Source organism: Bradyrhizobium sp. P5_C12, from assembly GCF_054049735.1.
The window spans coordinates 24,688-38,223 of record NZ_JBFULU010000005.1; the positions used below are offsets into that span (position 1 = coordinate 24,688).

12 protein-coding genes are annotated in these 13,536 nt (G+C 65.7%); 5 read left to right on the plus strand and 7 right to left on the minus strand.

What is annotated here, in order from left to right:
* Positions 1–87: 87 nt before the first annotated feature.
* Entirely contained in the window at positions 88–762 is a 675-nt protein-coding gene (gene mtgA / locus ACXJMY_RS05905) for a monofunctional biosynthetic peptidoglycan transglycosylase (RefSeq protein WP_456618373.1), read from the minus strand.
* Positions 763–923: 161 nt separating this feature from the next.
* On the opposite strand from mtgA, the gene ACXJMY_RS05910 reads away from it, so the two are divergent.
* Both ACXJMY_RS05910 and ACXJMY_RS05915 read left to right on the plus strand, forming a co-directional pair.
* Entirely contained in the window at positions 924–1,847 is a 924-nt protein-coding gene (locus ACXJMY_RS05910) for a polyprenyl synthetase family protein (protein WP_456618374.1), read from the plus strand.
* Between the two features lie 228 nt (positions 1,848–2,075).
* Positions 2,076–2,753 (plus strand): DUF1345 domain-containing protein, encoded by a 678-nt coding sequence (locus tag ACXJMY_RS05915; protein ID WP_456618375.1) that lies wholly within the window; start codon positions 2,076–2,078, stop codon positions 2,751–2,753.
* A 164-nt stretch (positions 2,754–2,917) separates the two neighbouring features.
* Here ACXJMY_RS05915 and ACXJMY_RS05920 read toward each other — a convergent pair whose 3' ends face one another.
* Both ACXJMY_RS05920 and ACXJMY_RS05925 read right to left on the minus strand, forming a co-directional pair.
* The gene (locus ACXJMY_RS05920; protein WP_456618376.1) at positions 2,918–4,747 is read right to left on the minus strand and encodes a caspase family protein; all 1,830 of its coding nucleotides are present in this window, start codon (positions 4,745–4,747) and stop codon (positions 2,918–2,920) included.
* 184 nt (positions 4,748–4,931) lie between these two features.
* Positions 4,932–5,360: a GFA family protein gene (locus ACXJMY_RS05925; protein WP_456618377.1), complete on the minus strand. Its 429-nt coding sequence runs from the start codon at positions 5,358–5,360 to the stop codon at positions 4,932–4,934.
* A gap of 94 nt (positions 5,361–5,454) precedes the next feature.
* Between ACXJMY_RS05925 and ACXJMY_RS05930 the strand changes: the two genes are divergently transcribed.
* The 3 genes from ACXJMY_RS05930 to ACXJMY_RS05940 all read left to right on the plus strand — a co-directional run bounded on the left by ACXJMY_RS05930 (position 5,455) and on the right by ACXJMY_RS05940 (position 8,508).
* A complete protein-coding gene (locus ACXJMY_RS05930; protein ID WP_166467747.1) occupies positions 5,455–5,829 on the plus strand; it encodes a nuclear transport factor 2 family protein in 375 nt (124 codons plus the stop codon).
* Between the two features lie 164 nt (positions 5,830–5,993).
* Positions 5,994–6,851, plus strand: a complete 858-nt coding sequence (gene bla / locus ACXJMY_RS05935; protein ID WP_456618378.1) for a class A beta-lactamase — start codon at positions 5,994–5,996, stop codon at positions 6,849–6,851.
* A gap of 46 nt (positions 6,852–6,897) precedes the next feature.
* Positions 6,898–8,508 carry a Na+/H+ antiporter gene (locus ACXJMY_RS05940; protein ID WP_456618379.1) on the plus strand — a complete coding sequence of 537 codons (1,611 nt, stop codon included), beginning with the start codon at positions 6,898–6,900 and terminating at the stop codon, positions 8,506–8,508.
* 352 nt (positions 8,509–8,860) lie between these two features.
* Here ACXJMY_RS05940 and ACXJMY_RS05945 read toward each other — a convergent pair whose 3' ends face one another.
* From ACXJMY_RS05945 to ispG, 4 genes are all read right to left on the minus strand, one after another.
* Positions 8,861–9,700 (minus strand): N-acetylmuramoyl-L-alanine amidase, encoded by an 840-nt coding sequence (locus tag ACXJMY_RS05945; protein ID WP_456618380.1) that lies wholly within the window; start codon positions 9,698–9,700, stop codon positions 8,861–8,863.
* Positions 9,701–9,703: 3 nt separating this feature from the next.
* Positions 9,704–11,041 carry a Rieske 2Fe-2S domain-containing protein gene (locus ACXJMY_RS05950; protein WP_456618381.1) on the minus strand — a complete coding sequence of 446 codons (1,338 nt, stop codon included), beginning with the start codon at positions 11,039–11,041 and terminating at the stop codon, positions 9,704–9,706.
* 74 nt (positions 11,042–11,115) lie between these two features.
* On the minus strand, positions 11,116–12,012 hold the full coding sequence (locus ACXJMY_RS05955) for a TauD/TfdA dioxygenase family protein (protein WP_456618382.1): 897 nt from the start codon (positions 12,010–12,012) through the stop codon (positions 11,116–11,118).
* A gap of 235 nt (positions 12,013–12,247) precedes the next feature.
* Positions 12,248–13,531 carry a flavodoxin-dependent (E)-4-hydroxy-3-methylbut-2-enyl-diphosphate synthase gene (gene ispG / locus ACXJMY_RS05960; protein ID WP_456618383.1) on the minus strand — a complete coding sequence of 428 codons (1,284 nt, stop codon included), beginning with the start codon at positions 13,529–13,531 and terminating at the stop codon, positions 12,248–12,250.
* Between the last annotated feature and the right edge of the window lie 5 nt (positions 13,532–13,536).

A 13,536-nucleotide genomic window follows, 5' to 3' on the forward strand; every position in this document is an offset into this window, starting at 1 on the left:
ATGCCGATCAAGGCCGGGCTTATAGAGGAAGGCTGGCCGTAATGCTAGGGTTTTGGACCGGAAAATACGGCCGAAAAGGGCTCAGAATCAGCGATTTTCCCGCCAACAGGTCGCAAGCGAGCTCGCCTGCGCCCTCGCCACGTAGGTCCCGGCCAGCCGCCGGACGCCCGGGCCGGGGGTTCTGGCGCTGCGCTTGACCGGATTCGGCAGGATCGAGGCCAAAAGCGCCGCCTCCCGGGGGGAAAGGCTGGCGGCCGATTTGCCGAAGGCATAGGCACTGCCCGCTTCCACCCCGAACTGGCCCTGGGGGCCGAGCTCGGCGATGTTGAGGTAGATCTCCAAAATCCGCGGCTTGGGCAGGACCAGGTCGATCCACAGCGCCAGGGGGAATTCCAGCGCCTTGCGGACGAAGTCCCGTCCCTGCCAGAGGAACAGGTTCTTGGCCACCTGCTGGGTGATGGTGGAGGCGCCCCGGAACGGCGTGCCGTCCTCCTTCGCGTCGTCGATGGCCTCGCGCAGCGCGCCCCAGTCGATGCCGCGATGCTTGCAGAAATGGGCGTCCTCAGCCGCGACCACGGCGCGCGGCAGTGAGGGCGACATCGCCGCCAGATCGATCCATTCCCGCTGCATCGGCGCGCCCCGCAAGCTGCGCCAGGCCATCAGCGTCGAAACGGGGTGGCCGGTGCGGTAGAACGGCGCGATCACATAGGGCGCGAGAGCTGCGACCGCGAGCATCAGCAGCAGGATTTTGACGATGCGCAAATCGACCTTTCCGGCGCAAAATGAAACGCGGCTCTGGGCCCGTCCATTAAGTCTGTGATAATTCTGGCCTTTTCCAGCACTTTTTAGGCCTGCCAAACGATTGACTGAGGCGGGCTCTTAAAGGATTGTCCCGCCGAATTTTAGTTCTGGAGCCTTTCTTGATGACCAGCACGTCCCCGTCCGATTTCGCCAAACGTCTGGACAAGACCGCTGATGATACCGAAGCCCTGCTCAGCCGTCTCTTGACGGACGACATCCTGCCCGATGAGATCGCACGGCCCAAGCGACTGATGGACGCAATGCGCTATTCCAGCCTCAACGGCGGCAAGCGCCTGCGGCCGTTCCTGGTGGTCGAGAGCGCGGCCGTGTTCGGCGTGCCGCGGGAGGCGGCGCTGCTCGCCGGCGCCGCGCTCGAATGCATCCATTGCTATTCCCTGATCCATGACGATCTGCCGGCGATGGACAATTCGGACCTGCGCCGCGGCCGTCCCACCCTGCACAAGAAGACCGACGACGCCACCGCGATCCTCGCCGGCGACGGCCTGTTGACGCTCGCCTTCGACATCATCACCCGCGACGAGATCCATCGCGACGCCAATGTGCGGCTGCTGCTGACGCGCGCGCTGGCGCGCTGCGCCGGCATCGGCGGCATGGTCGGCGGCCAGATCCTCGATCTCGCCGGCGAAGGCCGCTTTGGCGGCAACGAGCCGATCGACGTCGCCCGTATCCAGCAAATGAAGACCGGCGCGCTGCTGCGCTATGGCTGCATCGCCGGCGCGATCCTCGGCCAAGCTTCGCAGAAAGAGTATCAAGCGCTCGACGATTACGGCCGCGCGCTCGGCGAAGCCTTCCAGATCGCCGACGATCTGCTCGACGTCGAGGGCGATGCGGCCGCGCTCGGCAAGCCCTCGGGCCAGGACGCCGCGATGGGCAAGACCACGTTCGTGACCCAGCTCGGCATCGAAGGCGCCAAGCAGCGCGTGCGCGACCTGCTGGCGCGGGCGGACGCCGCCGTCTCGATCTTCGGCGATCGCGCCGCCGTGCTGCAGGCTGCCGCGCGCTTCGTGGCCGAGCGGAAGAACTAGTAACTCCGGGCTCTTTCACCTCTCCCGCTTGCGGGAGAGGTCGGCATAGGTGGCCCCCGGCCGCCGTTCTTCAAGAACGCCGATGCTTCGCATCGGCTATGGCGCCGGGTGAGGGCTCTCTCCTCTTGGGGGTTCTCGATTGTGGAGATACCCTCTCCCCGACCCTCCCCCGCAAGCGGGGGAGGGAGTGCACCTACGATGCCGCTCAGGCTTCACCGGACAATCTGCATGGACAAAGACGATCCCGTCCTCGTTCGCTTCCGGCAGATGTCGCGGCCGATGCGCGTGCTCTACGCGCGGCCGCGGACGTTCATTTCGCTCGGTTTCGGCATCCTGGTCTGCCTGCTGCTGCCCAGCTCGTTGCGGCTGGCGACGCGGCTCGTGCTCGGCTGGGATGCGTTGATCGCGGTTTATCTCGTGCTGGTCTACAGCATGATGCTGAACAACGATCGCCAGCACATCCGCCGCAGCGCCGCGATGCAGGACGATGGCCGCTTCGTGATCCTGCTGGTGACGGCAATCGGCGCGTTTGCAAGCATCGCGGCAATCGTCGCCGAGCTCGGCGTTCATCGCGGCGCGGTGGAGCTGACGATCGCGATCACCACCATCGCGCTGTCCTGGGCGGCCGTGCACACCACCTTCGCGCTGCATTACGCCCATGACTATTACCGGCATCCGCCGGGCGGCTTGCAGTTCCCGAGCGGCGACAAGGACGACCACGCCGACTATTGGGACTTCGTCTATTTTTCCTTCGTCATCGGCATGACCGCGCAGGTGTCCGACGTCGGCATCACCGACAAGACCATCCGCCGCACCGCGACCGCGCACGGCATTATCTCGTTCATCTACAATACGGCGTTGCTGGCGCTGACGGTGAACATCGCGGCGAGTGCGATTGCGACGTAGATGTCGTCCCGGCGAAGGCCGGGACCCATACCGCGTGATCTATCCTAGATGGCTCGGTGATAGTACCGCGCTACGATAGATAACAGCTAGTCTTCGCCAAATTGCTCCCTGGGGTTATGGGTCCCGGCCTTCGCCGGGACGACATTGGGGAGGCTTTTTCGCCTTCAATTACACACCTCTGCATTGGCGTCGTTGCCGGGGCCGCCGCCGCCGCGATATTCGAGATGGCAACCGCGGCTGACCGGACGGCAGCCGCCGTTATTGCAGAAGACCTGCCCGCCGCCCGCGGCACGGCCGGCGCGAGCCGCAACACCAGCCGCGGCGCCGATTCCGCCCATGCCGCCATAACCGCCGGCGGCGCCGACCTGCCGACGCTGCCGCGCCGGCCGGTCTTCGCTGTCGTCGCGCCGCGAGGTCGCGGGCTTCGACGCAGCGGGCTTGGCAGCGCGCTTCTTCTCGCATTCATTGTCGTCGTTCAGCGCAAAGCCGTCGCCGCAGACGATCCTGGTGCACTTGTCGCCATCGGCCTTGAAGCCGTGCTCGCAGACCAGCGGGCAGACGCGCGACGGCTTGGCCTTGACGGTATCGAGCGCGTCGGTGCTGGCCATTTTCACGTCGAGCTTGGTGCCGGCGTAGCGGTTGAACTGCGACAGCGAGCGCTGCGACGACGTGCTCCAGTTGCCATCGGGGGTGCCCGAGAAGCAGCCGACGCGGCCGAGCTCGGTCTGCACCGAGCGGTTGAGGTCGGCCGGAGCCGTCGCGGGCGTCAGCGAGGCCACGGCGGTGCCGGTCGGGCTCGCCGTGCTGGCCGGCACGGCGCTCGGCGCGGCGGCGGCGAGGTTGACGCGCTGCTGTTCGGCGGCAGCCGCCTGCTGCTGTGCCTGCTCCTTGGCCTTCTGCGCGGCGAGTTGCACCTGCTCGGCGGCTTTCGCATCGGCCGCGGCCTTGGCCTGCGCATCCTTCTGTGCACCGACCGCGGCGAGACGATCGCGCTCGGCCTCGGCCTGCTTGGCCTTCTCGGTCGCCGCCGCGTGCGCCTGCTCGGCGCCGATTTTTTCGACCTGAAGCTTGGCGAGATTCGCATAGAAGCCGTCAGGGTGCTGGGCCAGGAAGGCCTCCCAGGCCGGCCTGTTGCCGACCTGGAGCGCCAGCTCGTAGTCGCGACGGATATCGGCCTGCGGGTTCGCGACAGGCGCCACGGGAGCGGCGGCTACCACCTTGACCGGCACCAGCGGCACGTCCTCGCCGCCGAGCGAGCCATAGACGAACGGCTCCTGCTTGTTCGCGGTCGACTTCAGCACGTCGTCGCGCACGAAACCGAAAGCGCGGCGGACGTCGAGGCCCGGCGTCGTCAGATGCTTCGACAGCGCAACCGTGAACGGGCTGTTGGCGCCGTCGCCGTCCTGCGCCGTGAAGCCGGCCTTGGCCGAATAGGCGATCAGCGTGTTGGGGCTGGTCGGCTCGACCTGGGCGAGGCCGCGGCCGATGCCGCGCGAGGCGACCGTGCGCTTCATGGTCTTGCCGAACGGATTGTCACGGCAGGCGTCGAGGATCACCAGACGAAGCTGCTTGGCGGGCTCGACCGCAACCAGGACGCGGTCGAGCGACAGCGCCTCGTCATAGACGTCGGTGTCGCGCTCGAGCTTGGCGTCGACCGGGATCAGATAGTTCAAGCCTTCGACCTCGATGCCGTGGCCGGCATAGTAGACCACGGCGATATCGGCATCGCGCGTCGAATCGGCGAAGTCGCGCAGCACGCGCCGCGTGTCGAGCGCGGACAGATCGTGCCGGGAATCGACGACGTCGAAGCCGGCATCCTTCAGCGTCTTCGCCATCACCGAGCCGTCATTGACGGGGTTCGCAAGCGAGGGCGCGTGCTGATAGGCCGAGTTGGCAATCACCAGCGCGACGCGCTTTCCGGCGAAGGCGGGTCCGGCGCCGAACAGCAGCGCGACAGCGAGGAGCAGCGGGCAAAGTCTGAACAGGTTGCGCATGACACGCCTTCCGAAAGCTCTGGGCCGTCCGAGGCCCTTTGGGACCGCTCTAGCAAAATCCGCCGCGCGCGCTTGTGATGGAGGTCACGAAGGCGGCGCCGGCGACAGGCCGGAAGTCCCCCTTATTTGTCGCGCCAGTGCGGCCGCGGTTCGCCGGCAAGGGCGCCCATGGACCGGGTTCCCCCTAGGCACCGCTGATATGCCCCCGATACTGCGGCAGATTGTCCGTGATCTCATGCCAAGGCGCCTTCGAACCTACGAAAATATGGGCGCTCGGCCGGATCGAGGGGGCATCGACCAGGGTTCCCATGGCGACATGGACCCACTTTCCCTCGCGCACCCGGGAATACAGCAGCGAGCCACAGCGGGCGCAGTGGGCGTCATGGGTGATGTCGTCGCCGAAAATGGTGCGCTGGTCCTCGCCCCGGACGATGCGGAGCTTGCTCTGCTCGATCCCGGCGAAGGGCTTGAAGGCGGAGCCGGTGGTGCGGCGGCAGTTCGAGCAGTGACAGTTCAGCGCGTAGGAGAATTGGTCCGCCACCTCGTAGCGCACGGCGCGGCAGTAGCATTCGCCGGTGAGGATACGAGCCTTCGAGTTTTCTGATCCGGTCATGGCAACGCCTGCGCGCAAATGGTTGACACACCCATAGCGCATTTTGATACCTACGACTAAATTCCCCCCGAGCCATCATTCAAAGGGATGACCCGTGAGCCAGAACCGTTCGAGCGTCGAAGCCGTCGTGCAAAGCTATTTTGACGGACTTTACGAGGGCGACGCCGAAAAGCTCGGCACCATCTTCCATCCCTCGGCCGATCTGCGCTGGGTCGAGAAGGGCGAATTGCAGGTGCTGACCGTACCGGATTGGCTCGACCGCGTGCGCAAGCGGGCCTCCGCCAAGGCCGAAGGCAAGCCGCGTGAGGATTTCATCGTCACCATCGACCGGTCCGACGAAAAGACCGCCTTCATCAAGGTGCGGTGCCAATTGCCGCCACGTTTCTTCACCGACTATCTGGTGGCGATGAAGCTCGCGGACGGCTGGCAGATCGTGTCGAAATCGTACCGGTATGACCTGAGGGAGTGAGGGACTCGACCTTCCGCTGTCCGAAATCTGCGGCACTCGTCCCGCATTCTCCGTCATTGCGAGCGCAGCGAAGCAATCCAGAAATCTCTCCGCGGAGACAGACTGGATTGCTTCGCTGCGCTCGCAATGACGACGCCCCACCTTCATCCGCCTGAAAGTGCCCCATGCTGCTCGATCGTCGCTCCCTACTCGCATCACTCTGCTCGATGGCCGCCAGCCCCGCGTTCGCCGCGGACGCTGTGCCCGAGCTCGAATCATACGAGCGCGAAAGCGGCGGACGGATCGGCGTCTATGCCGAGAACCTCGCGACCGGCGCGAAGATCGCCTGGCGCGCCGACGAGCGGTTCATCATGTGCTCGACGTTCAAGGCCTCGCTCGCGGCCTGCGTGCTGGCGCGGGTCGATCGCGGCGAGGAGCAGCTCGCGGCCGTGATCCCTTACGGCCAGGCCGACCTGCTGAGCTATGCGCCCGTTGCCAAGCAAAATCTCGCGGCCGGCAAGATGTCGGTTGCCGAGATGTGCAAGGCAATCGTCGAGCTCAGCGACAACACCTGCGCCAATTTGCTGCTGGCGCGGATCGGCGGGCCAGCCGCCCTCACCGCGTTCTGGCGATCGCTTGGCGACACCACCTCACGGATCGACCACAACGAGCCTGAGGTCAATCGCTCCCCGCCCGGCGATCCCCACGACACCACCACGCCGGCGGCGATGGCCGGCAATCTGCGGCGGCTGGTGACGGGCGAGGCGTTGTCGCCGGCGTCGCGCGCCCAGCTCACCGAATGGATGGTGGGCTGCAAGACCGGTGCGAACCGGCTGCGCGGCGGCCTGCCCGCGGCCTGGAAGATCGGCGACAAGACCGGCAACAACGGCAAGGACGCATCGGGCGATATCGCGGTCATCTGGCCCAGGCCCGATGCGCCGATCTTGATCGCGGCCTATACCCAGGGCGGCAGGCCCAACGCCGCGCAGATCGACGCCGTATTCGCAAGCGTCGGACGCATGGTGGCCGAACGGCTGGCGTGAGCCGCGACGCATTGACCTTTTGGCCGCTTCCGGGCCAAGACAGGCCATGATCGCAGCAAAATTTCAGACCTTTCTCATCCTGCTCGCGGTGCTGGCGGGCACCGCGCTTGTCGCCCGCCGCTTCAACATCGCGCCTGCCATTTTGCTGATGCTTTCCGGCGTCGGCCTCGCCTTCGTGCCGGGCATGCCGCCTGTGGAGCTGCCGCCGGAACTGGTGCTGCTGATGGTGCTGCCGCCGCTGATCTACTCGGCGAGCGTCGCGATGAGCTGGCGCGAGTTCAGGAACAATCTGCGCCCGATCGTGCTGCTCGCGGTCGGCGCGGTCATCTTCACCGCGGCACTTGTGGCGGCCGCCACGCATTATATGATCGGCCTGCCCTGGACCATCGGCTTCCTGCTCGGCGCCATCGTCGCGCCGCCCGACGTGGTGGCGCCGCTCGCGATCGCGCGGCGGCTGAACATGCCGCGCCGGCTCCTGGTCATTCTCGAAGGCGAAGGGCTCGCCAACGACGCCACCGCGCTGATCCTCTACCGCTTTGCGCTCGCCGCCATCACGGTCGGGCATTTCTCGGTGCCTCTGGCGGCAGGAGAATTCTTCCTGATTGTCGCCGGGGAGATCGCCTTCGGCATCGGCGTCGGCTGGCTTTCGCTGCGCTTCCGCAGATGGGCGAAAGATCAGCAGGTCGAGCTGACGCTGTCGCTGATCACGCCCTACGTCTCCTACTGGCTGCCCGAGCATGTCGGCGGCTCCGGCGTGATCGCGACGGTGGCCTGCGGCCTCTATGTCAGCTGGAACGGCCCGCTCCTGATCTCGTCCGCGACGCGCCTGCAAGGCATCTTCTTCTGGGACCTCGTGATCTATCTGATCGAGGGCTTGCTGTTCCTGCTCACCGGCTTCCAGATGCGCGCGCTCTACGAGAAATCGAAAGCGTTCCCGCTCGACGATATCCTCATCGCGACCGCCGTCGTCCTGGTGATCATCGTGATCGCGCGCTTCGCCTGGCTCTATCCCGCGACCTATCTGCCGCGGATCCTCAGCAAATCGCTGCGCCAGCGCGATCCGTCGCCGCCATGGCAATGGCCGTTCGTGCTTGCCTTCACCGGCGTGCGCGGCGCGGTGTCGCTGGCCGCCGCGCTGGCGCTGCCGTTCACGCTGCCGGGCGGCGAGGCCTTTCCGTATCGCGACCTGATCCTGTTCGTCGCCTTCGGCGTCATCTTCACCACGCTGATCGGGGTCGGCCTGACGCTGCCGCCGGTGGTGCGCTGGCTCGGCGTCGCAGAGGCCGGCCGCAGCGAGCATGTCGCCGAGCACGAGGCCGAGATCGCCGCGCGGCGCCAGGCGCTCGACGCCGCGCTGAAATCGCTCGACGCGCTGACGGGGAAGAAAGAGGTTTCCGAGGAAGTGATGCGGCTCTTGCGCGCGCGTCACGAGATCCGCGCCAACCAGCTCCCGGACTCGCTCGATCCCGCCCACCACGACGTCTCAGCCGCCGGCACCGCGCTGACCCGCGAGCTGATCGTCGCCGAGCGCCGCTTCATCCACGACCTCTTGCGCGACGGCCAGATCACCGACGAGACGAGGCGGCGGATCGAGCGCGACCTCGATCTCGAAGAGGCGAGTTTGGCCAACCGGGAGTATCGCGGGGTGCCGCTGTAGGTGTCCCGTCGTCCCGGCGAAGGCCGGGCCCCATAACCACAGGGAGTAGTTTGACGAAGGCCCGCGGTTATCAGCTTCGCGCCACAACCGCTCCCTGAGGCTATGGGTCCCGGCCTTCGCCGGGACGACAGCTGAGAAAATAATCACTCACCACGTCGTCCTGGACAAGCGAGCGCTTGGCAACGCGTAGCGTTGTCCAATAGCGAGCGAAGATCCAGGACCCATTACCACAGGGAGCAGTTTGACGAAGACTCGCGGTTGCCAGCATGGCTCCGCGACTTCTCCTTGGGGTAATGGGTCCTGGCTTTCGCCAGGACGACGACGGTGAGCATCGCGACGCCCGATGTCAGCACTACCGCCTCTCGCAAAACTCCCCCATCGCCGCCGCGACGGCTCCCGCAATCAGTTCCTGCCGCTCCGGGGAGTTCATCGCCATTTCCTCGTCGCGGTTGATGATGGAACCGGCTTCGAGCAGCACCGCGGCGCTGTTCGTTCGCGACAGCACGACGAGCCCGTCATAGCGGTAGACGCCGACATCCTTGTCGAGCAGCTGGCGGCGGTAGCGTCCCATCACCGGCAAGGTGTATTGGCTGGCATAATGCAGGCCCTGCTCTTTCAACTGCCGGCCGATCATCCGGGCCAGCAACAGGCTGGTGGCGAAGTGCGAATTGCGTTCGGATACGAATAGCGAATGGCCTGAAAACCGATCGCTGAAATAACTCATCGCGCCGTCGAATTCCCAGGTCTCGAGCAGCTTGTCCGGCACTGAGTCGTGATGGATCGACAGCAGGAGATCGGCCCGGCCGTCATTCGCGGCACTGACGCGCTTGAACAGGCTCGGCCGCGCCTTGCCGTCCGTGACGAGCAGGCGGGTTGCGGCAAAGCCCTGGTCCCTGAGTTTCGCCGTGATCAGCTTTCCGAGCCGGAAGTTGAAGCCGAATTCCGTATCATTGCGCGCGCTCAGCGCGCCGTAGGAGTCCGGAGTGTGCCCGACATCCACGACGATCCGGAATTTCGGCATCTCACATCTGGCCGATGGCGCCGGCGGCTTCGGCTTGGACTTGGGCTTGGACTTGGGCTCGGGCTTCGCCATCGTTCGCGCGGCAGCGGCATGTCCGCGCCCGACAGGGGCAAGCGACGCCAGCAGGGTCGACGCGACGAGAACTGCAATGATGCTGCGCGATTGGCCCAAGCCCTACTCCGCCGCTGCGATCCGGGGACGGCCGACAAAGCCTGCGACGTCGCCGAAACGCTCCAGCATCACCGCGGGCAGGTCCTTGGCCCTGCTGGTGACGCAGGCGCCGGAGCGCACCGCGTAGCGATCCTGATGCGCGGCCTGCGGCGGCGCTTCGCCGCGCTGGAGCGCGCGAGCCAGATCCATCACGACTTTGCGGAAATGCATGATGCCGAGATCGGTCGGGCCGAGATGCTCGCGGGTGCGGTCGGCGATCGGGCCCTGGCTGTCCTGCACGGCGGCGTCCTGCTCGGAGACGCCCTTGATGCCGGTATAGCTCCTCGTCTTCTGGAGCTTGCGGTCGATCAGGTAATCATTGCCCTTGTGGCGCAGCGGCACGTAATTGTCGTCGACCTCCGCGATCACGCCGTTGCCGCGGTCATAGGCGTCGCGTTCGGCTTGCGTCAGCGGCCGCTCCGGATTCCAGGCATAGGTGTAGATCCAGCAATTGGTATCGGTCACGGGAACGAAGGTCTGGCCAAAGATGTTCTCGCCCGGCATCGCGCTCGGCGCGTAGGCGTGGAACGGCATCAGGAACTGCGCGATACGCCAGTAGATGTTGTCGCTGCCGGTGAGCCGGCCGCCGGCGATGGTGAGGCCGGCGTCGTGCGGGGCGATCTTGATAACTGGACGCGGGTCCTCGGCGATCCAGCGCATGTGGTCGCTCGACATCCGCGCGATCGGATTCACGAAATGCTTCTTGATGTCCAGACTCTCGTTCTCCTCCTTGTCGAAGGAGAGATGCGCAAAAGTAAAATGCGCGGTGTCGATCGAGCCTTCCAGCGCCTGCACCCAGTTGCAGTCCTGCCATTTCTTGCTGACGTAACGATGCGAGGCCGGCAGCAGCGCCATTTCGAGATCGGGCAACTCAGGCATGGCATCAAGCGGGCCCATATAGGCCCAGATCATCTCGCCCCATTCGCGCACCGGATAGGACTTGATGCGGATCAGGTCCTTGGCGTTGATATCCGGATAGGAGGTCGGCATGTCGACGCAACGGCCGTCGGTGTCGAACTTCCAGCCGTGATAGACGCAGCGGATGCCGCATTCCTCGTTCCGTCCGAGCCAGAGATTGGCGCCGCGATGCGGGCAGTATTGATCGATGATTCCGACCACGCCGCGGGAGTCGCGGAAGGCGAGCAGCTCTTCGCCGAGCACGGTGATCTTTTTGGGCTCGCTGTCGGGCTCGGGCAGTTCTTCGGACAGAAGGACGGGAATCCAGAAGCGGCGCAACAGCTCGCCCATGCCCGTTCCCGGGCCGGCCTCGGTCAGGAATTTGTTGTCCTCGGCGCGGAGCATCGCGGATCCTCCCTATTTGTTTTTTTGGGAAGATTGGCGCGGGAGCGGGAGGACGTCAACGCAAGAAGCGGCGCCTACACGGGCCGCTCGCCCTTCACCGTCACGCGCGTGCCCGACCGGGTGTGCGGCCAGTAGTCCCACATCGCGCGGTGCTGGGTGCAGCGGTTGTCCCAGAACGCGATGGCGTTCTCGGTCCAGCGGAAGCGGCACTGGAACAGCGGGTTTTCGGCGTGCTGGTAGAGATAGGCGAGCATCGCATCGCTCTCGTCGCGCGGGATGCCGTTGATGTGGCGGGTGAAGCCGCGGTTGACGTAGAGCGCCTTCTTGCCCGTGACCGGGTGCGTGCGCAGCACCGGATGCTCGGCGTTCGGATAGGACGGACGGTCGGCGACGCCGTAATTGGCATAGAGCCCGCGATAGATCGGCTCGCCGTCATGCAGCGCGGTGAGGCCATCGAGATAGGCCTTCATGCGGTCCGACAGCGCCTCATAGGCGGCGTACATGTTGGCGAACAGCGTGTCGCCGCCGCGCGGCGGGCATTGCTTGATGTAGAGGATCGAGCCCATCGGCGGCTCGAGGTCGCAGGACACGTCGGAATGCCAGCCCTCGCCGTTGGCGCGCGGCGAATTCTTGTCCGCATAGATCTTCATCAGCGCCGGGTCTTCGTCCTCGTGGGGCGCGGCCGGATGAAAATGCAGCTCGCCGAACTTGCGGCCGAAGGCAAGGTGCTGCTGTGGCGTGATCTCTTGGTCGCGGAAGAAGATCACGAGGTTTTCGGCGAGCGCGCGATGGACCTCGTCCATCTGCCGGTTGGAGCGCGCATCGTCCGAGACGAGCTTGCCGATGTCGACGCCGGATATCTCCGCGCCGATGATGGGCGTGAGCTTTTCGACCGCGATGGTCTCGTAGGGCGCGCCGTCATCGGCGGTGTGGCGGTAGCGCGGACCCTGCTTGCCGGCGAGTGAGCTCATGGGTGTTGTCTCCCGATCGTTCTTGATTGGAGACATCGTAGCGCGCGGTGAGGGATGTGCAATCTGCACCGCAAACACAGTGTCGTCCCGGCGAAGGCAGGGACCCATAACCACAGGATCGCGTTTGACGAAGACTCGCAACCACCATCTCGCACCATAACCCCTGCCTGGGGTTATGGGTCCCGGCCTTCGCCGGGACGACAGCGGAGTGTGGGGCGCTAGCGGAGTAAAAAAACTACTCCGCCGCGGTCACCGGCACCTTGGCGCCCTGGCCGTAGCGCTGGTCGATGTAGTCGATCACCAGCGCCTTGAAGTCGGCGGAGATGGTCGGGCCACGCAGCGTGCGGAACTTCTTGCCGTCGACGAAGACTGGCGCGGCCGGGGCTTCGCCGGTGCCGGGCAAGGAGATGCCGATATTGGCATGCTTGGATTCGCCGGGGCCGTTGACGATGCAGCCCATCACCGCGACGTTGAGCTCTTCCACGCCCGGATATTTCGTCTTCCAGGCCGGCATCTCGTCGCGGATGAAATCCTGGATCGAGCGGGCCAGCTCCTGGAACGTGGTCGAGGTGGTGCGGCCGCAGCCGGGGCAGGCCGCGACCAGCGGCACGAAGGTGCGGAAGCCCATGGTCTGCAAGAGTTCCTGGCCGACCTGCACCTCGCGGGTGCGGTCGCCGCCGGGCTCCGGCGTCAGCGAGATGCGGATGGTGTCGCCGATGCCCTGCTGCAGCAGAATGCCGAGCGCGGCCGAGGAGGCGACGATGCCCTTGGTGCCCATGCCGGCCTCGGTGAGGCCGAGATGGATGGCGTAATCGGAACGTGACGCAAGATCCTGGTAGACCGCGATCAGATCCTGCACGGCCGAGACCTTGGCCGAGAGGATGATGCGGTCCTTCGGCATGCCGAGCTCTTCGGCGCGCGCGGCCGAGAGCAGCGCCGACTGCACCATCGCCTCGCGCGTCACCGCACGCACGTCGCGCGGATTGGCCGAGGCGGCGTTCTCGTCCATCAGCTTGGTCAGCAGCTCCTGGTCGAGCGAACCCCAATTGGCGCCAATGCGCACCGGCTTGTTGTTCTTGTTCGCGATCTCGATGATGTCGGCGAACTGGGTATCGCGCTTGTCCTTGAAGCCGACATTGCCGGGATTGATGCGGTACTTGGCGAGCGCCTCGGCGCAGGCCGGATAGGCCGCGAGCAGCTTGTGGCCGATATAATGGAAGTCGCCGATCAAGGGCGTTGTGATGCCGCGCTTGGCAAGGCCGTCGCGGATGTGCGGGACGGCGGCGGCGGCCTCCTCGCGGTCCACGGTGATGCGAACCATTTCGGAGCCGGCGCGCGCGAGCGCTGCGACCTGAGCGATGGTGCCGTCGATATCGGCGGTGTCGGTGTTGGTCATCGACTGCACGACGATCGGCGCACCGCCGCCGACGGCAACGTCGCCGACCTTGACCTGGGTGGTGCGGTGCCGGGGCGCCGGGCCCGCGATGTCGGAATCGAGAGGGTTTTCGAGCTTGTTCATGGGGT

Coding starts and splice junctions, on each gene's coding strand:
- ACXJMY_RS05950 (WP_456618381.1), bottom strand. CDS start 11,041: ATGCTCCGCGCCGAGGACAACAAATTCCTGACCGAGGCCGGCCCGGGA.
- ACXJMY_RS05915 (WP_456618375.1), top strand. CDS start 2,076: ATGGACAAAGACGATCCCGTCCTCGTTCGCTTCCGGCAGATGTCGCGG.
- ACXJMY_RS05925 (WP_456618377.1), bottom strand. CDS start 5,360: ATGACCGGATCAGAAAACTCGAAGGCTCGTATCCTCACCGGCGAATGC.
- ACXJMY_RS05955 (WP_456618382.1), bottom strand. CDS start 12,012: ATGAGCTCACTCGCCGGCAAGCAGGGTCCGCGCTACCGCCACACCGCC.
- ACXJMY_RS05920 (WP_456618376.1), bottom strand. CDS start 4,747: ATGCGCAACCTGTTCAGACTTTGCCCGCTGCTCCTCGCTGTCGCGCTG.
- bla (WP_456618378.1), top strand. CDS start 5,994: ATGCTGCTCGATCGTCGCTCCCTACTCGCATCACTCTGCTCGATGGCC.
- ispG (WP_456618383.1), bottom strand. CDS start 13,531: ATGAACAAGCTCGAAAACCCTCTCGATTCCGACATCGCGGGCCCGGCG.
- ACXJMY_RS05940 (WP_456618379.1), top strand. CDS start 6,898: ATGATCGCAGCAAAATTTCAGACCTTTCTCATCCTGCTCGCGGTGCTG.
- ACXJMY_RS05910 (WP_456618374.1), top strand. CDS start 924: ATGACCAGCACGTCCCCGTCCGATTTCGCCAAACGTCTGGACAAGACC.